Origin of the sequence: Zavarzinia sp. CC-PAN008, assembly GCF_051903925.1 — a bacterium.
Taxonomy (GTDB): Bacteria; Pseudomonadota; Alphaproteobacteria; order Zavarziniales; family Zavarziniaceae.
Genome location: NZ_CP173678.1, coordinates 1,152,757 through 1,171,244 on the forward strand (window position 1 = coordinate 1,152,757; position 18,488 = coordinate 1,171,244).

General features: G+C 68.6%; 16 protein-coding genes. 4 read left to right on the forward strand and 12 right to left on the reverse strand.

The features are described 5' to 3' along the window. Nucleotides 1–164 precede the first annotated feature (164 nt). Both ACI6GS_RS05635 and ACI6GS_RS05640 read left to right on the forward strand, forming a co-directional pair. Entirely contained in the window at nt 165–1,745 is a 1,581-nt protein-coding gene (locus tag ACI6GS_RS05635; RefSeq protein ID WP_439816806.1) for a helix-turn-helix domain-containing protein, read from the forward strand. 7 nt (nt 1,746–1,752) lie between these two features. Next, the gene (locus ACI6GS_RS05640) at nt 1,753–2,937 is read left to right on the forward strand and encodes a serpin family protein (RefSeq protein ID WP_439816807.1); all 1,185 of its coding nucleotides are present in this window, start codon (nt 1,753–1,755) and stop codon (nt 2,935–2,937) included. Between the two features lie 6 nt (nt 2,938–2,943). Here the strand turns inward: ACI6GS_RS05640 and ACI6GS_RS05645 are convergent, their stop codons facing one another. The 12 genes from ACI6GS_RS05645 to ACI6GS_RS05700 form a co-directional block, all read right to left on the reverse strand. Next, nucleotides 2,944–4,299 (reverse strand): ABC1 kinase family protein, encoded by a 1,356-nt coding sequence (locus ACI6GS_RS05645; protein ID WP_439816808.1) that lies wholly within the window; start codon nt 4,297–4,299, stop codon nt 2,944–2,946. A gap of 128 nt (nt 4,300–4,427) precedes the next feature. Then, on the reverse strand, nt 4,428–6,236 hold the full coding sequence (locus ACI6GS_RS05650; RefSeq protein ID WP_439816809.1) for a M3 family oligoendopeptidase: 1,809 nt from the start codon (nt 6,234–6,236) through the stop codon (nt 4,428–4,430). 97 nt (nt 6,237–6,333) lie between these two features. Then, nucleotides 6,334–6,732, reverse strand: coding sequence for a hypothetical protein (locus tag ACI6GS_RS05655; protein ID WP_439816810.1), 399 nt, complete (start codon nt 6,730–6,732; stop codon nt 6,334–6,336). 25 nt (nt 6,733–6,757) lie between these two features. Further along, entirely contained in the window at nt 6,758–7,027 is a 270-nt protein-coding gene (locus ACI6GS_RS05660; protein WP_439816811.1) for a BrnT family toxin, read from the reverse strand. A 3-nt stretch (nt 7,028–7,030) separates the two neighbouring features. Continuing rightward, nucleotides 7,031–7,678 carry a TetR/AcrR family transcriptional regulator gene (locus tag ACI6GS_RS05665; RefSeq protein WP_439816812.1) on the reverse strand — a complete coding sequence of 216 codons (648 nt, stop codon included), beginning with the start codon at nt 7,676–7,678 and terminating at the stop codon, nt 7,031–7,033. A gap of 127 nt (nt 7,679–7,805) precedes the next feature. After that, a complete protein-coding gene (locus ACI6GS_RS05670; RefSeq protein ID WP_439816813.1) occupies nt 7,806–8,222 on the reverse strand; it encodes an SRPBCC family protein in 417 nt (138 codons plus the stop codon). Nucleotides 8,223–8,298: 76 nt separating this feature from the next. Continuing rightward, nucleotides 8,299–9,741, reverse strand: a complete 1,443-nt coding sequence (locus tag ACI6GS_RS05675) for a 4-hydroxyphenylacetate 3-hydroxylase N-terminal domain-containing protein (RefSeq protein ID WP_439816814.1) — start codon at nt 9,739–9,741, stop codon at nt 8,299–8,301. Between the two features lie 183 nt (nt 9,742–9,924). Further along, nucleotides 9,925–10,677 carry a hypothetical protein gene (locus ACI6GS_RS05680; RefSeq protein ID WP_439816815.1) on the reverse strand — a complete coding sequence of 251 codons (753 nt, stop codon included), beginning with the start codon at nt 10,675–10,677 and terminating at the stop codon, nt 9,925–9,927. 124 nt (nt 10,678–10,801) lie between these two features. Then, complete coding sequence (locus tag ACI6GS_RS05685) at nt 10,802–11,683, reverse strand: SDR family oxidoreductase (protein ID WP_439816816.1); 882 nt, start codon at nt 11,681–11,683, stop codon at nt 10,802–10,804. Between the two features lie 67 nt (nt 11,684–11,750). Next, entirely contained in the window at nt 11,751–12,797 is a 1,047-nt protein-coding gene (locus tag ACI6GS_RS05690) for an AAA family ATPase (RefSeq protein ID WP_439816817.1), read from the reverse strand. Between the two features lie 19 nt (nt 12,798–12,816). Then, entirely contained in the window at nt 12,817–13,560 is a 744-nt protein-coding gene (gene pnuC, locus ACI6GS_RS05695) for a nicotinamide riboside transporter PnuC (RefSeq protein WP_439816818.1), read from the reverse strand. 33 nt (nt 13,561–13,593) lie between these two features. After that, on the reverse strand, nt 13,594–14,922 hold the full coding sequence (locus tag ACI6GS_RS05700) for a multiheme c-type cytochrome (protein WP_439816819.1): 1,329 nt from the start codon (nt 14,920–14,922) through the stop codon (nt 13,594–13,596). A gap of 278 nt (nt 14,923–15,200) precedes the next feature. On the opposite strand from ACI6GS_RS05700, the gene ACI6GS_RS05705 reads away from it, so the two are divergent. Next, complete coding sequence (locus tag ACI6GS_RS05705) at nt 15,201–17,585, forward strand: cyclic nucleotide-binding domain-containing protein (RefSeq protein ID WP_439816820.1); 2,385 nt, start codon at nt 15,201–15,203, stop codon at nt 17,583–17,585. Nucleotides 17,586–17,587: 2 nt separating this feature from the next. Then, on the forward strand, nt 17,588–18,481 hold the full coding sequence (locus ACI6GS_RS05710; protein ID WP_439816821.1) for a hypothetical protein: 894 nt from the start codon (nt 17,588–17,590) through the stop codon (nt 18,479–18,481). Nucleotides 18,482–18,488: the final 7 nt, after the last annotated feature.

An 18,488-nucleotide genomic window follows, 5' to 3' on the forward strand; every position in this document is an offset into this window, starting at 1 on the left:
CCCGCCCCGACCGGACAGGTCATCGCCCAGCCGTGCAAGCGGCTGGGCGATTCTGTGATGGGCGTATCTCCGCGCCGCTGGAACAATGCCTATAATGGCCGAAACCGGGCAGGGGCCCGGCAACGCGATCAGCCGGTACGACCGGCATCCGGCCTGAGGGACGCTTGGACATTCCCAGCTATCTGGCGCAAAGCGGGTTGACCCTGACGAGCTTTGCGGAACGGGCCGGCGTGAGCGTGGCCGCGATGAGCCGTTATGCCCGCGGCCGCCAGATCCCCCGGCCCGAGGTGATGCGCCGCCTGATCGAGGCATCGGGCCGGCAGATCGGGCCGGATGACTTCTATCTCGACGCGCCCGTCCCGGATGCGCCGGCGACCCCCGCCCCCCTCTCCGCGACGACGCTGCCGGCCGGCCCTGGGCCGAGCCCGGGGGCGGGCGACTTCGCCTGGGTCGACCTGATGATCAGCGACCTGAACGGCATCGCGCGGGGCAAGCGCATTCCGGCGCAGGGCTATGCCGCCATCCGGCGCAGCGGCATCCGGATGGTGGGCTCCATCTACGCGCTGGATGTGGAGGGCCACAACGTGGAGGGCGCGGGCCTGGCCATGTCGACCGGCGACAGCGACCAGGTCCTGATGCCGCTGGATGATCGCCTGCGCCCCGCCCTGTGGGCGCAGGAACCAACGGCCATCCAACTGATGAGCATGGTCGATGCATCGGGCCGGCCCTACTTCGCGGAGCCACGGGCCGTGCTGGGCCGCGTCCTGTCCGGCTTTGCCGAGCTGGGCCTGACGCCGTGCGTCGCCTGCGAGCTTGAGTTCTACCTAGTCGATCCGCCGGGCGGCGATGGGCGGCCCCGCCTGCCCAGCGCTGGCGGGCTGCGCCGCGGTGGTGCGGGCCAGGTGCTGAGCCTGGACGAGACCGATCGCTATGCCGCCGTGATCGGTGAGGCGATGCGCGCGTCGACCGCGCTGGGCGCACCGGCCAAGGGCGCCTTGAGCGAATACGGCCCCGGCCAGTGGGAGATCAACCTGGGCCACACGACGGACGCGCTGGACGCCGCTGACCAGGCGATCCTGATGAAGCGTGCGGTCAAGGGCATTGCCCGGCGCCATGGGCTGGAGGCGACGTTCATGGCCAAGCCCTGGCGCGACTATGCCGGTTCGGGGCTGCACATGCATCTCAGCCTGCTGGACCGGGACGGCCGCAATGTCTTCGCGGGCGAGGGGGCGGCGAACCGGGCGTTGAGCCATGCGCTGGGCGGTCTCCAGGCGACATTGGCCGAGGCGGTGGCGATCCTGGCGCCGAACGCCAATTCATTCCGCCGCATGGTGCCGGCGTCCTATGCGCCGATGGGTGCCACCTGGGGCTTCGAGAACCGCACGGTGGCGCTGCGCATTCCCGGTGGCGATCCCGCGGCGCGGCGCATCGAGCACCGCGTGGCCGGTGCCGACGCCAACCCCTATCTGGCGCTGGCGACGCTGCTGGCGGGCGTGCATTTCGGCCTGACCGAGGGCCGCGCGGCGACGGCGCCCGTCGACGGCAATGCCTATGACCGGGCCCATGCCCTGTTGCCGCGGCGCTGGGCCGAGGCACTGGACCGTTTCGAGGCGGCAACAATCCTGCCGCGCTATCTGTCGCCCGACTATTGCCAGCTTTATGCTGCATGCCGCCGGCAGGAACTGGATGATTTCGAGTCCGAGATCACGCCGCTTGAGTACGAGCGGTACCTGACGACCATTTGAGGATGCCATGCTGCGCCTAAGGGTCTTTGTCCTTCTGCTCCTGGTACCCCTGCTGGTCGCCGGTGGCCGGACGGCCGCGCAGGCCGCCGCCACCGACAAGCGCGTCGTCGACGGCATGGACCGCCTGGGGACCGCCGTCCTGGTCGCGTTGCAGAAGAATTCGGCCAACCAGACCGTCGTCATCTCGCCCCTGGGCCTGGCGACAGTGCTGACCATGCTGGGCCAGGGGGCGGAGGGCGACACCGCATTGCGCTTCCGCAAGGTGCTGGGCCTGGGCGAGGACACGCTGCAGGACGCGGGCGAGGCCCACCGCCAGCTGGCCGAGTCGCTGGCCCAGAACAAGGGCGGTGTCACGCTGAACACGGCCAGTGCGATCTGGGTCGACAGCGAGATGGTGCTCAATCCGGGCTTCGTCGAGTCGGTCAATGCCTCCTTTGGCGCACCGCCGCAGCAGGTCGACTTCGCCGCGCTGAAGACAATCGGCGACATCAATTCCTGGGCCGCCAAGGAGACGCAGAACGCGATCCCCAAGGTGCTCGACCAGCTCGACCCCGGCATGCGGATGCTGCTGGCCAACGCGCTCTACTTCAAGGGGCAGTGGACGATCCCCTTCGATCCGGCGCAGACGCAGGAAGCGGCCTTCCGGCCCGGCGTGGGCGAGCCCTATCCGGTGCAGATGATGAGCCGCAGCGGGACCTTCCGCTATCGCAGCGACGACGCGCTGCAGGTCGTCAGCCTGCCCTATGACCGCGGCCGGTTCGAGATCCTGCTGGGCCTGCCCGTCGGCGGCACCGACCTGACGGAGGCGCTGAAGCAGAAGTCGCTGGTGGCCGTGCTGCAGGGCGACGGGCTGCACACGGCACCGGGCACGCTGCGCCTGCCGCGGTTCAAGGCCCGCGTCGACCAGGAGCTGCGGCCCATCCTGGCGGCCCTTGGCCTGCCACTGACCGGCCAGGACTATACGGGCATCACCGAAGGCGGGCTTGCCCTGGACGCCGTGCGCCAGGTCGTGGCCCTCGACGTCAACGAGGAGGGGACCGAGGCCGCAGCCGTGACGCTTGGCGAGTCCCGGGCCGTCAACATCAACCGGCCCTTCGAGCTGACGTTCGACCGGCCGTTCTACCTGGCCCTGCGCGACAGCGAGACGGGCACCACCCTGTTCGCCGCCTATATCGCGGACGTCCGGAAGTAAGCGCGCTCAGGCGGGCGGGGGCAGGCCCACCGCCTGCAACGCCTCCGCCTGGCGGGCGGCCACCGCATCGGTCGAGAAGCCTTCCAGGCGTTCGTTGAACAGGTCGTGCCAGTTCAGCTGCGCGTCCAGGTGAAGGAACACGCCGCCCAGGCCAATCGCGGCGCGGTCCATGAACACGAACTCACGAGGCGGCCGTACCGGCCCCAACTCCTTCAGCCGGGCATGCACCTTCATCGCGGCATCACGCCCGTATTCGCCGGGGCGGACGCCATCGGCGATGCTGCGCGTGCGGTTGTCCAGCAGCGGGCCATAGATGAAGCCCGCCCAGATGTTCAGCGTCTCGATCAGGTCGCGGCTGAGGTTGCGGAAGCCCCAGGTCTCGTAGGCGTGCACGGCCAGCGCCTCGTCCCCCGACTGTAGGGCGCGGTAGAGGTCGACCACGCCGCCCACGAAGCGGGGCGGAAAGATCCGGATGCAGCCATAGTCGAGCAGGTTGATCGTCGCCCCGTCCGGCTCGGCACTCGCCACGGTGTAGTTGCCCAGATGCGGGTCGCCATGGATCACGGCATGGCCGGTGAAGGGCTGCCACCAGGCCAGGAACATGGCCCGGGCCAGGGCGTTGCGGACCTCAAGCGCCGCCCCCTTGTGCTCCAGCATCGGCGTGCCCTTGAGCCAGGTCATGGTCAGCAGGCGGCGCGTCGACAGGTCCGGCAGCACGTCCGGCACGCGGATCTCGGGCGTGTCGGCCAGGATCGCGCGGTAGAGCGCCATGTGCTGCGCCTCCCGCCCATAGTCCAGCTCCTCGCGCAGCCGGGCGGCGATCTCCTCGAACACATGGGCCGTGTCGATGGCGGGGTCCATGCGGCGGTGGATCGAGAAGATCAGGCGCAGCTGGCCCAGGTCCGCCTCGACCGCCGACTGCATGTCGGGATATTGCAGCTTGGCCGCCAGCGGCCGCCCGTCCTTGGCGGTTGCCTTGTGCACCTGGCCGAGCGAGGCGGCGGCCGACGATTCGCGCTCGAACGAGCCGAACTTCTGCGCCCAGTCGGGGCCCAGTTCGGCGACCATCCGGCGGCGCACGAAGGGCCAGCCCATGGGTGGCGCGTTGGCCTGAAGCTGGCTCAACTCCGCCACGTATTCCTGGGGCAGCGCCTCGGGGATCGTGGACAGGATCTGCGCCACCTTCATCAAGGGGCCCTTGAGGCCGCCCAGGGCCCTGGTCAGTTCCTGGGCGTTCTTCGTGCGGTCCGCCTCGAACCCCAGGTAGCGCTGGCCCACCATGCGCGCGGCGACGCCGCCGACCGCAGTCCCCACCTGCGCGTAGCGCCGCAGCCGCCCTGTCAGGCGATCGTCTTCAGGCATTAGGTCCCTTTTGGAGCACCCTCATCCTGAGGTGCGGAGCGAAGCGGAGCCTCGAAGGATGGGCCACCCGCGCGCCGGTGGCCCATCCTTCGAGGGCCCTTCGGGCCACCTCAGGATGAGGAGGAGAATTAGGAAGCCGACAGCGCCTCCAGCTGGTCGATCAGGCCGGAAACGACGGACAGGCCGCGCGCCCAGAAGGCGGGGTCCGTCGCATCCAGCCGGAACGGCGCCAGCAGTTCCTTGTGCCGCAGGGTGCCGCCCGCCTTCAGCATGTCCAGGTACTTCTGCTGGAAGCCGGGTTCCGCCTGTTCGTAGACCGAATAGAGCGAGTTCACCAGGCAGTCGCCAAAGGCATAGGCATAGACATAGAACGGCGTGTGCACGAAGTGGGGGATGTACACCCACCAGTTCTCATAGCCCGGCCCCAGGTCGATGGCGGGGCCCAGGCTCTCCGACTGGATCGCGTACCAGATCTGGCCCAGCTGGTCCGGCGTCAGCTCGCCCTTGCGCCGCGCATCGTGGACGCGGCGTTCGAACTCATAGAAGGCGATCTGGCGCACGACCGTGTTGATCATGTCCTCGACCTTGGACGCCAGCAGGATGCGTCGGCGGCCCGGGTCGGTCTCCGCCTTCAGCAGGGCCTGGAAGGTCAGCATCTCGCCGAACACGGACGCCGTCTCGGCCAGGGTCAGTGGCGTGTCGGCCATCAGCGTGCCCTGGTCGGCGGCCAGGACCTGGTGCACGCCGTGGCCCAGCTCGTGCGCCAGCGTCATCACGTCCCGTGTCTTGCCCTGGTAGTTCACCAGCAGGTAGGGGTGCGCACTGGGCACCGTCGGATGGGCGAAGGCGCCCGGCGCCTTGCCCGGCCGCACGGGTGCGTCGATCCAGGCATTGTCGAAGAACTTCTTTCCGACCTGGGCCAGTTCCGGAGAAAACGCGTGATAGGCGTCGAGCACCGTGCGCGTCGCCTCGGCCCAGGGGATGGTCCGGTCCGAATCCTCCGGCAGCGGCGCGTTGCGGTCCCAGAAGTTGAGCTTCTCGACGCCGAACCACTTGGCCTTCAGCGCGTAGTAGCGATGCGACAGCTGCGGGAATGCCGCCTGGACCGCGGCGGACAGGGCATCCACCACCTCCGGCTCGACCGAGTTCGACAGATGGCGATAGGAGGCCGGCTGCGGATACTTGCGCCAGCGGTCGTCGATCTCCTTGTCCTTGACCAGCGTGTTGGTGATCAGCGCGAACAGCCGCACGTTCTTGGCGAACACGTCCGACAGGCTCGCTGCCGCCTTGGCCCGCACCGCCGGATCGCGGTCGGACATCAGGTGCAGTGCTTCCGCACTGGTCAGTTCCCGCCCCTCATAGGGAAAGCGCAAGGCTGCCATCGTCTCGTCGAACAGGCGCGTCCAGGCGGCGCGGCCCGCCACGTACTTCTCGTGCAGCAGCCGCTCGACCTCGTCCGAGAGCTGGTGCGGCCGATAGGCGCGCGCCTCCCGGATCCAGGGGGCGTAGTGGGCGAGTTCCGGCGCCTTCAGCTGCTCCGCCAGGACCTCGTCCTCGACCTTGTTGAGCTCCAGCGTGAAGAAGATCAGTTCAAGGGACGTCTCGTTCAGCCGCTCGCTCGTGCCCTGCTGGAACTTGCCGACCTCGGGGCTCGACATGTCGGCTGCATAGACGAGCGAGGCATAGGAGCCGATGCGGCCCATCAGGTCCTGCAGCTTTTCGTATTCGGCGACGGCCTGGCCCAGTTCAGCACCGCTCATGCTGGCCAGCCGCCCCTCGTACTTCGCGCGGAACGCCTTGGCGTCCTCGTGCGCGCGGACAAAGTCACGCTCAAGCTCCGGCGCATCCATGCCGGGATAGAGATCGCTCAGGTCCCAACTCGGCAGGGGGCCCAGGGAGTTGTTGCCGACTGCTGGGATCGATGCGGCTGTGCTCATGGTCTCGATGCTCCGACTATCTGCCGAAGAATATGGCGGTGCACGCGCTCCACGCCAAGGCGTCGACAGGGCGCGGTGTCGGCAGCAAGGAGCCGGTTCAGGCGGCCGCGTCCACGATACGGGCCACCGATCCCGCTTGGCGCAACAGGTCGATCGCACCTCGCGCTTCCTCGCGACTGCGATAGGGTCCGCCAGAAAACTTGGTCTCGGCATCGACCTTGAAGCGAACGCGGAACGCCCCCGCACGATCCTGGTAGATTTCGAACAGCGCACCTTTGCCTGCGGCATCCGCCCCGGGCAGGGACTTCGCCTCGGCGCTGAATGGGCCTGCCGCACTGGCCTGGAGCCGCGCCAACATTGCGGGGTCGTCGGCCAGCCGACGAAACCCGGAAAGACGCTCAGCGCTCAGCGGCGGATTGTCGTGGTCCGACATCGCCGCCGCCGTGATCGCGGCGTCCTCCTCTGGCGTCGTCCGCTCAATATCGGCCAGGGCCATGGCGCGCGCCTGTGCCCACATCTCACTATCCGGCCTGGTCGGCATACTCGGCTTTTTCACGGGCATTGGCCTTGCGCAAGCTGATGATGCGGGTGTCCTCGCCGCGGTGAGTGTAAACGAGGACATGGAGGCGGGTGCCGAGAAATCCAAGGGCGATCATCCGCTCCTCGCCATAGTCCTCGCGGCCATCGCGCTGGATCAGGGCGCTCTCCCAGACGAAGCCTCGAGCCGCCGCGAAATCCACGCCATGCTTGGCGATGTTCGCAGCGCGCTTCGCTTCGTCCCAGATCAGCACCCGTCAGCGCCGCCATGTCGCCTGGCCGACCATGCGCTGGACCAGGTCGGCGACCGTCTCGACCGCATGGGCGCGGGCTTCCGGACCGCGCGGGCGGTACCAGACCTGAAGGAAGTTGACGACGCCGGTCACCGAATGCGCCGTGACCTGGGGATCGGCGACATTGAACTCGCCGCTCGCCTGGCCGGCGGTGATCAGGGCCATCACGCGGGCGTCGATCTCGGCCCGCATGCGCATGATCTCGCGCCGCGCCGCTTCGGACAGGTTGCCCGTCTCGCGCGAGTAGACGGTCAGGAAGTGCTCATGGTCCAGGATGATGTCGGCCATCGCGCGCACGAACTGCAGCAGGCGGTCGGTGGCGCTGGCGGGCTCGGCTTCCGCCGACTTGATCGCCGACAGGGTCAGGTCGGCGCCGCGGCGGCAGATCGCCGTCAGCACCTCTCCCTTGTCCTTGAAGTGGTAGTAGATGAACGGCTTGGTGACGCCCAGCGCCTCGGCGATCGCGTCCATGGAGGTGCCATGGAAGCCATTGGCAGCGAACAGGGCGGTGGCCGCCTCCATGATCCGCTCGCGCTTCAGGTTGGTGATCTCGGCCTTCAGGTCCGCCTTGGACGGGACGGCCTTGGGCGCGGCAGCAGCAGGGGGCGACATTGGCCGCCATCCTACCAAAGGGTATGAAAACCGACAACCTGGTCCCACCCCGCAGGTGCCGCCGGTAAGGTCCGGGACGGCGGCGCCTGCCGCTCCCGCCGCAGATCGGCGGGAGCGGGTACGAGCGTCAGAGGCCCAGCTTGGCGCGCGTGCCCTGGATCGCCTGGCGGTAGAGCGGGGCGATCATCGCCTCGGCCTGGGCCTCGGAAATGCCGACGGGGTCGAACGTGCTGGACCAGTGGACCTTGGACCCGTCGCCGTCGGGCGTCACGACGACCGTCGCCAGGTAATTGGCGATGGGCAGGGGCGAATCCTTGTTGATGACGGCGTAGGAGAAGCTGCGCTTGGCATCGTCATGGGCCTCGAGCCGCTCCTGGATCGCGGCCCCTCCGGTCAGCGTGATGGTGCGCACCGCGCCCACGCCGGACCCTTCCAGCTTGAACGCCTCGACGCCGGGGCCGACCTCGATCCCGCCGAAATTGCTGATGACCGGCCAGACCTTGTCGGCGGGTGCGGCGATCTTCTCCTCGACTGCAACCTTCATGTGCGTCTCCTCCTCTGTTCTGTCTTTGGCATGCCGCGGCCCCTCTCCCCGCGCGGGGAGAGGGGCGGGTACGGGCTTATTCCGCGGCCTTGGCCGTGGCGTGACCCTCGTCCGGCAGGGCGCCCGCCGCCTTCAGCGCGGCGTGCTTGGCGTCCTTCATGTCATAGGTGCGGGACATGACGATGCGCTGCGCCTTCAGGCCGCCGCCGGCCTGCAGCGCCGTCACCAGGTGCCAGCCGCCATAGGCATCCGCCGTCGAGTCGCGGATCAGGGAGTAGATGCGCCGGCGCTGGTCGATGTCGACGCCCGGCTTGGCATGCATGTACTTGCGCAGGTAGGCCCCCGATTCCGGGTTCCGGAAATCCGCATCCTCGGGCAGCGTCACGGTCAGACCGCCCGCGATGTCCTGCAGGTTGCGGACCATCAGGTGGTAGTTGGACGCGTAATAGTACTTGGCGACGTTAATCCCCAGCGTGTTGGGGTGGACCATGCCGGTCGACGTCGTCTCGTAGTTCTGGATCGCGTATTCCAGGCCCATGCGGATCGTCTCGGCGTAGCAGATCAGCTCGGCGATCATGTCCTGGATGTGGGGATCGCGCTCCTTGCCCTGCTGCTCGGCGACCAGCTGCGCCAGGCCCACCATCACCTTGGACTGCTCGGCTGCGGCGATCACGCCGCCCGTCCGCTCCCACAGGCCCAGCGAGCCGGCAAAGGCGCCCGAGAGCTGCGACTCGCCGCACAGGAACACGCGGTCCCAGGGCACGAAGACGTCGTCAAAGATCACGAAGCCCTCGGGCATCGAATGATGTGCGCTGGACGGATAGTCGAACGGGTCCAGGTTGGGCGGCGCGAAGTTGCGGTTGACGATCTTCAGCCCCGGCGCATTCGTCGGCACGGCGAAGGCCAGCGCGTAGTCGGCCTCGTCCTGCCGCATCGACTTCGTCGGCATGATGACCAGTTCGTGGCACAGCGCCGCGGCCGAGATGTGCAGCTTGGCGCCGCGCACCACGATGCCGTCCTTGTTGCGGTCGACCACGCGGACATAGAGGTCGGGGTCGTCCTGCTCGTGCGCCTTGCGCGAGCGGTCGCCCTTGGCATCGGTGATGCACTCGGCCCCGCGCAGGTCGTTGTCGCGGGCATACTTGTACATGCGCTCGATGTTCTCGGCGAACTGGGGGTTCACCTCGGCCAGCTTGCCCTTGATCTGCAGCAGCGCCATGTAGACGCCGGTGACGCCGCCCACGATCGACATGTTGGCGGACATCTGCACGCGCTTGGTCAGGTCGTCGGCCGTGCGCGGCACCTGGAACACGCGGTGGGCCAGCGTCCCGTCCTCGGTCTCATAGGTGCGGATGTCGCGCATGCCGGGCGCGTCGTAGTCGTAGTCGCGGGCCGCGACCTCGATCGGCACGCGGAAGCGCGGATGGTTCATGACATCCGTGATCTTCTCGCCGCCCCAGAAGATGACCCGCCCGTCGTTCAGGGACTGGCGGTATTGTTCCTTGGTCTTCAAGCCCATCTGCGACCCTCCCGTGGTCTGTCCGGCGGCGCGGTCCCGCGGCTTCCCGGCGGGCGGAGCGTTCCGAAACTTGTAACCCGTTATAACTTGTGCGGGGACGCGAGGCGAGGGGCTTTGAGCGTCGCCCGCCGGGATGTTAGGACGCGTTCGACCGCGGCGCCATCCCGGAACGGTGCGGGGGGGTCAGCCCGCGGGAAAGCGCACCGCCGGATTGCCGGGGAAGTTGACCGGGCCGATGTGCGTCAGCTTGCCCTGCGTATCCAGCCAGACCTCCCCCCCGATGGCGCGCCAGCGCCGGCAGAAGGCGAAATCCTCGGACAGATAGATCCCCGTCTCCGGCTCGATCAGGCAATCGAACAGGGCATAATGGTCCTGGCCCGTCCGCTTGGGGATCGGATGGGCCTGGATCTCGGCATAGCGTGTCTCGGGATAGGCCGCGATCATCCGCTCGATCGCCGCCCGCGCGATCAGGACGAAGCCCGTCCCGACATAGGTCGCTGTGATGAATGGCCCCTCGCGCCGTGCCTCGGCGCCCTCGGCCGGCTTGCCGACATAGAGATAGGGCGCGGTTTCCAGCGGCTCGCCGCCACTCACGCGCTTCATCGCGTGCACGCTCCAGTCGATCACCTTCAGCGGGTACATGCCGCCGATCACGTCCTTGCCCGCCGCCAGCAGGCGCCCGACATGATCGTGTTCGAAGGCGATGTCGGCGTCGATGAACATCAGGTGGGTCGCCTGGGGCACGTCCAGGAACTGCGCGACCAGCGTGTTGCGCGCGCGCGTGATCAGGGCGTCATTGCCCAGCATCGCCAGCGACACGTCGAAGCCCGACAGAGGGGCCGCCTGCATCAGCGCGATCACGCACTGCATGTAGCTCTGGGTGACCAGCCCGCCAAAGCAGGGCGTCGCGATCATTACGTGCGGGCGCAACGTCATCTCCGGCGGCAATCCTGCGCCTGATTATGCCGGATTCGCGCGTCCCTGCATCAGCGCCAACCTGCTCCCTCCCCCATCCCTGTGGGAGGGGGGAGGGCTTTGGTGCTGAGGCGGGTGTGCGCCCTCAGAGAATGCCGGCGAAGGCTTCGGAGCCGTTGAAGAACTCCTTGGAGTCCTTCATGTCCGCGATCTTCTCCCAGTTGGAGGCGACATCGTCGGCGGTCACGGCATCGCCCAGCTTCAGCCCCGTGCTCTTGTAGATCCGCGCGCGGGCGAAATGGCCGGCGCCGGCCTCGATGATCTCGCCCGTCGGCGCATCCTCGCTGCAGAGGAAGACGACGGCCGGGGTGACCAGCTCGGGCTTCAGCTTCTCCAGCACCGCCGGGGGCATGATGTCCTCGGTCATGCGGGTGGCGGCCACCGGCACGATCGTGTTGATGCGGATGTTGTACTTCTGCCCCTCGATCTTGAGGTTGTTGGCAAGGCCCACCAGGCCCAGCTTGGCAGCGCCGTAATTGGCCTGGCCGAAATTGCCGTACAGGCCTGTGGTCGAGGCGGTGACGATGATGCGGCCATAGGTCTGCGCCACCAGGTGCGGCCATGCCGCCTTGGTGACGTAGAACGCACCCAGCAGGTGCACGTTCGTCACCGCCTGGATGTCGTCGATCGTCATCTTGCTGAACGACTTGTCGCGCAGGATGCCGGCATTGTTGACGACGATGTCGATCCGGCCGAACGCGTCCAGCGCCGTCTTGACGATGGCTTCGGCCGCAGCGGGGTCGGAGACGGAATGACCGTCGGCCACTGCCTCGCCGCCGAACGCCTTGATTTCCTCGACCACCTTCTGGGCGGCGGAGAGCGAGCCGCCGGCGCCGGTGCGGTCGCCGCCCAGGTCATTGACCACGACCTTGGCCCCGCGACGGGCGAGTTCCAGGGCGTGCGCCCGGCCCAGGCCGCCGCCGGCCCCGGTCACGATGGCGACGCGACCGTCAAAGCGAATGCTCATGATCCCTGAACTCCCCGGTGTTCCATCCTGAATTGGCGCGCAGTTCTGGCAAGCGCGCCCCCGCTGGTCAAGGGTCTGGGCGATCCGCGGGCGGTGCCGCCAGCCCCGACGGGAACGGATCGTGGCGCGGCCCGGGCACGCGCGGCGCCGCCAGCCTGCCGCGGACATGGTCCAGCGCCGTGGCCAGGCGGCGGCCATGCGGGCCGGCCAGGACCAGCGGGGCCGTCCCGCCCGCCGCGAGCACGCCATGGAGCTCGGCGAACTGCGCCTGGCGGAGTGTTGCGGAATCGCGGATGGGATCGGCTTCCGCCGGGAAGTCGGGGGCGCACAGCAGGTGGACCTGGTGGCGGGACAGGCTGGCCACCGCAGCGGCGTCCAGAGCCGCCGACGCGGCGCCGAAATAGCGCCGCTGCCACATCGCCGTCTCGACCAGGGTCGTGTCCAGGACCAGGACCTCTGGCGCATCCGCAGCTGCCGCCGCCTCGGCCGCGTCGTGGCCGGCCGCAATCGCCACGAAGTCGTCCGCGTGCTGCCGCCAGTGCCCGCCTTCGATATAGGTGCGGGCGAATTCCGGCACCCAGGGACAGGCCAGGGCGTCCGCAAGGGCCCGCGCCAGGGTCGTCTTGCCGGCGCATTCGCCGCCATGGATCGCGACGCGCAGGGTGTAGCGCGCCAGCACGGCCGGCGGCACGAACGCCCGATGGCCGAACGGATCGGCCCGGATGGCGCTGGCCGACACCGGCACCTGGCCCCGGCCCGGGTCGAACGCCAGGTGCCGGGCGCCCAGCCGCCGGGCCAGTTCCGCGCCGTAGGGCTCGCTCGACACGACAAGGTCGGGCGGAACTCCCAGCGCTGACAGGATGCAGTCGACATGGGCGCGCCAGGCCGCCTCGCTGGCCCAGTCCGTCGCGCACGGATCGGGCCGCCCGTGGACCGCCGCAAAGGGGGCCAGCGCCCGCAGCCAGGCGACGCGATCCGCCAGGGCCAGGCCATGGCTCCGCTCGCCGAAGACCACGGCGGCGACGCTGTCGGCATGGGCGCGGGCAAAGGCCAGCAGGGCGCCGTGCCCGGCATGGGGCGGCGCGAACTTGCCGATGACGAGCGCCAGCGTCATGGCGGGACCGGCGGCCGGGTCAGCCGCCGCGGGCCTCGCGCGCCCATTCGACCAGCGCGGTCAGCGCATTGGCCAGGAACAGGACATAGAGCGCCGTGATCATCCAGCTGCCCGTGGCGGCATTGAGGCCGATCATGGAGACATTGACCGGCAGCGCCCACAGCACCCACGCCTCCACCTTCTTCCAGGCGAGCAGCAACTGGGCGACGACACTGGCCGCCACGATGCTGGCATCCCAGACCGGATAAGTCGGATTGCCCTCGTGAGCGGTCAGGGCCACCCAGGCGAGCCAGGTGCCGCCGCCGATCGCCAGGACGATCGCCACGCGCAGCACCGGGCTGGCCCAGGTCACCGGCAGGTCGCGGTCGCTGCCCCCCGCCTGCTCCCCCAGGGCCCAGCGATGCCAGCCCCAGAACTGGCTGGGCAGGAAGAACAGCAGGTTGAGGGCGACCTGGCCCATCAGGCCGATGTCCAGGAAGAAAAGCCCGAAGAGAAGGGAGTTGAGCGCGCCCAGCGGCCAGTTCACGACGTTCTCGCGCCGTACCAGGTAGACGGTGGCAAGCCCGGTCGCGGTCGCCGCGATCTCCAGCGCACCCGGCATCGTGCCGGTGACTGCGACGGCCAGGCCGACATACAGCCCGGTCAGGACGGCGGCGACGGCCTGGACCACCGCAAGTTCCCGCCAATCCGACCCGCGGCCAAGAGCCCGGGCGCCATAGCCCGCCGGCAGCCAGCCGCGGCCTGCCGATCCCTGAGCGGTCATGACGGCCAGGGCTGCTGCGTCAGCGACGCCGGCCTAGCTGATGCCGGCGGCCTGGCCCATGCGCTGCATCGCGGCGCGGAACACGGCGGGGTCATAGCCCGCTTCCGTCGCGACCGCCTTGTAGCAGCTGTCGAGTGCGGCGCTGGCGGCGCTGAACTCGCCCGAGGGCATGGAGCCGCGCAGGGCCGACAGGATGCCGCCCATGGCCATGGTTGCCTGCTCCGCCGCGGCGAAGTCGACCAGGTTGCCCGACTCGGCTTCGGCGACGAACGCACCCAGCAGGCGGCGCAGGTTGCCTTCGCCCCCGCGGCCCAGGCCGCCGGCCTGCGCCACGGTGCTGCGCAGGGCGCGGGCGGCGGCCGCCGTCGCCTGCACGCTTTCGGTCGAGGCCTGGTACATGGCCGAGCTCTGCCGCTCCAGCCGGTCGGCCAGGGCGGGGTCATAGGCCTTGGCCAGGATGCGCAGCATCTGCAGGTTCGCGTCATGGATGCGCGGATAGCCCGGCCGCATCGAGCGCAGCGGATCGTCGACCCAGGCTACCTTGTCCATGGTGGTGTGGCAGGACTGGCACTCGAACAAGGCGAGTTCCGGCTTGCCCCCTGGCGCGAAGCTGGCGGCGTTGGCGACGCGGTCGAGCACCGCGGTCGCCGCGACCGCCTGGCCCACGGCCCACAGGCCCACGCCGCCGGCGCCGCCACGCCAGTGCTTGGGATAGATCGCCATCCAGGTGTCGAGTTCGTAGGGCAGGCGGGGATGGCCGGCGCCATAGATCCGGTGCGTGATCGGCTTGGACGCGTCGCCCGTGTGGCAGCCGACGCAGGTCCGGCCCAGCGGCCCCGGCGCACCCAGGGGAACGATGCCGCCGCCCGTGGTGATGTGGTCGGCAAAGGCCGCCTGGGCGACCGAGCCGTGGCAGGACGCGCAGCTGGCGGCCGAGGTCGCATGGCACTGTGCGCATTCGCGGGCATTGGGGCTGATGCCCAGGTTGGCGGCGATCTCACGCGCCTGCGCTGTCGCCAGGGTGGCGCCCAGGCGGCGGTGGGGGTCGCGGCCGCGGAACTGCGATGCCTCGCCCCCATGGCAGGAGCCGCAATCGCCAAGCAGGTTGAGTCGCGCCAGGTTCGGATCGGCGGGCGGCGTGCTGGGTGCCGCCGACGGAGCCTGGCCCGTCGGCGCCGTGGGCACGGCGGGTTCCGCCCCCGGGGTCGAGGGCGCCGGGCGCTGCCGGTCGGGACGCTGCAGGATCTGCGCCTCCGCCGACGGGACGTGGGCCACCTGCGCGCCAAGCACAGCCGCCAGGGCCAATGCCGCCAGAAGGGGCAGCCTTCCCCAGCCCCGGCGGCGCCGGGCTGCGACCGTCATCGCCCCCCGCTCCGCGTGCGCAGCATCGCTCCCCATGCCCGACCCCCCGCTTCAAACCGACTGTAGTATGTGCGCAAGTGTCGGCGGATAAAAGATGTGCTCCCGTCACACAATACGGAATTCCCACACGGTGTGCGTTGACATTGTCATTTGCCGTCTCATAGCCTCGAAACCATAAGCGGGGGGCCTGGGCAGACTGCCTGGGATGGGTGTGCCTGGGGGTCAAGCACGTCCTTCGCCCGCGTTGCGGTGGCGTATCACCCGTTCGGGGAGATGTCGTGGGCGAGCATTACGCGGTTGCGATCGTCGGATCGGGTCCGGGCGGCATGAGCGCCGGTGGGCGCGCGGCAGAGCGCGGGCTCAGCCACATCCTCCTGGAGAAGACGGACCACCTGTCCGATACGATCTACAAGTACCAGAAGGGCAAGCACGTGATGGCGACGCCAAACGTGCTGCCGCTGCGCTCGAACATGGATTTCGAGGAGGGCAAGCGCGAGACCATCCTCGGCACCTGGGACCGCCAGACCGCCGAGCAGAAGGTCAATGTCCGCTTCCGGGCCGAAGTCACGGCGATCAAGGGCCAGAAGGGGGCCTTCGAGCTGACCATCAACGGCAGCGAGAAGATCACGGCCGACAATGTCGTGCTCGGCATCGGCCTGCAGGGCAACCTGCGCAAGATGGGCGTGCCTGGCGAGGACTGGGAGCGCGTCCAGTACCAGCTCGACGATCCGGACGAATATTCGGACGAGACGATCATCGTGATCGGGGCGGGCGACGCCGCGATCGAGAACGCGGTGGCGCTCGCGAAGCAGAACCGGGTCATCATCGTGAACCGCGGCAGCGAGTTCGCGCGCGCCAAGCAGGGCAACCTGAACCTGATTCTCGACGCGATCGAGAAGGGCCTGGTCGACTGCATGTATTCCTCGGCCCCGACCAAGATGGAACCGGGCCAGATGACGCTGAAGACGGCCGAGGGCCAGGCCGTCGTGAAGTGTGACCGCGTGATCGCCCGCCTGGGCGCCATTCCGCCGCGCAAGTTCGTGGAATCCTGCGGCATCGTCTTCCCCAGCGCCGATGCCTCGGCCCTGCCCCAGGTCAGCGGGAAGTACGAATCGAACGTGCCCGGCCTCTACATCATCGGCGCGCTTGGCGGCTATCCGCTGATCAAGCAGGCGATGAACCAGGGCTATGAGGTCATCGAGTTCATCCTGGGCAACGACATCGAGCCCGCCGACGAGCCGCTGCTCAAGGCCAAGTTCGAGGGCCTGGGCGATACCTCGGTGGCCGACTGGCTGGCGCTGATCCAGCGCAACGTGCCGATCCTGGCCGGCCTGACCACACTGCAGCTGCGCGAGTTCATGATCGACAGCTTCGTCCGCGCGCCGCGCCCGGGCGAGGTGGTGTTCCAGCGCAACGACTACAGCTCGACCTTCTTCTCGATCGTCAAGGGGTCGGTCGAGATCCAGATCAACCCCAACAACCCGCGCGAGGTGGTCAAGCTGGGCCGCGGCGAGTTCTTTGGTGAGATGGGCCTGATCGCGGGCCGCCGGCGCACCGCGACCGTCGTCGCGGGCGAAGGCTGCATCCTGGTCGAGACGCCGCGCCGCTCGATGATCAAGCTGATCGCCAGCGTCGACGCCGTGAAGCGCGAGATGGACCGCGTCGCCCTGATGCGGCAGATCCAGACCTTCATCGCACCGGGCATCTCGACCACGGCCCTGGCCGAGGTGGTCGCCTCGGCCAAGCTGCAGCACTTCGAGGCGGGCGAGGTCCTGTTCAACGAAGGGGACGTCGCCGACAGCGTGCACCTGATCCGCATCGGCTCTGTAACGGTCAGCCAGCGCATTGCCGGGCGCGACATCGTCGTCTCGTACGTGCCGGCCGGCAATTACGTCGGCGAGATGGCCCTCATCACCAAGGGTACGCGCACGGCCACGGTGCGCGCGGCGATCGCCACGGAAACCGTCCGCCTGGACGGCGAGGCCTTCACCAAGCTGATGGACCGCGCGCCCGACCTGAAGATGGACATGGAGAACCGGTTCCAGGACCGGATCATGCAGAACGTCGCCCGGCAGAACCGGCCGGAAGCGGGCAGCATCATCCAGTTCCTGATCGAACAGGGCGTGGGCGAGGCGACGGACGTCCTGCTGATCGACGAGTCGCTGTGCGTGCGCTGCGACAATTGCGAGAAGGCCTGTGCCGAGACGCATGGCGGTATCAGCCGCCTGAACCGCGAGGCGGGCCCCACCTTCTCGTCAATCCACGTGCCGACCTCGTGCCGCCATTGCGAGCACCCGCACTGCATGACCGACTGCCCCGCCGATGCGATCCACCGCGCGCCCAATGGCGAGGTGTTCATCGACGACAAGTGCATCGGCTGCAGCAATTGCGAGCGCAATTGTCCCTATGGCGTCATCCACATGGCGTACAAGGCGCCGAAGAAGCCGGGCCTGTGGAGCTGGCTGTTCTTTGGCCGGGGCAATGGACCGGGCGAGGATCCCGCCGCGGCGCATGCACATCACGAAGGGGCCAAGACCGCGGTGAAGTGCGACATGTGCAAGGGGATCGAGGGCGGCGCCACCTGCGTCCGCGCCTGTCCCACCGGGGCCGCGATCCGCGTCAGCCCCGAGAAGTTCTTCTCCGTCGCCAACCTCGGCAGCTGACCATGTCGGCCACCACGGGAAACACCAAGTCCGCCGCCCGCCAGCGGGAGGAGGATCGCGCCGTCACCCACCAGTCGGTGATGGTCTATGGCGGCTTCCGCTACCTCAAATGGGCGGTCGTCCTCGTCGTCGGCTCGATCGTCGCCTATGCGCTCGACAACCCGGTCGACGTACCCAATGGCGGGACCTGGCTCGGCTACACGCTGGGGACGATCGGCGCGCTGATCATCTTCTGGCTGACCTGGTTCGGGGTGCGCAAGCGGCAGTACGCGCCTGGCCGCTGGCGGCTTGAGGCGTGGCTGTCCGCCCACATCTACCTGGGCCTGTCGCTGATCGTCGTCGCCACGCTGCACACCGGATTCCAGTTCGGGTGGAACCTGCACACCCTGGCCTATGCGCTGATGATGGTGGTCATCTTCTCCGGCGCGTTCGGCATCTTCGCCTACCTGCACTATCCCCGCCTGATGACCGAGAACCGGCGGGGGCAGACGCTGAAGTCGATGCTGACGGCCGTGGCCGAGATCGATGCCGAGGCGCGCGACATCGCCATCCGGATGAGCGACGACGTCAACGAGGCGGTGCAGAAGTCGGCCGAGCAGACCAAGCTGGGTGGCTCGTTCTGGAACCAGCTGACCGCCCGGAACAAGGACCAGGCGGCGGAGGCGGCGCTTGAGACCGTGCGCCAGTCCGTCGCCCGCGACGCCAGCGTCGACATCGCCCAGGAAACCAAGCTGCTGACCCTGCTCAGCCGCAAGGTCGAGCTGCTGCGCCGGGCGCGCCGTGACATCCAGATCAAGGCGATCCTGGACGTCTGGCTCTACATCCATGTGCCGATCACGTTCGCCCTGCTGGCGGCGCTGGTCTCGCACATCCTCGCGGTCTTCTTCTACTGGTAGGCGGGCC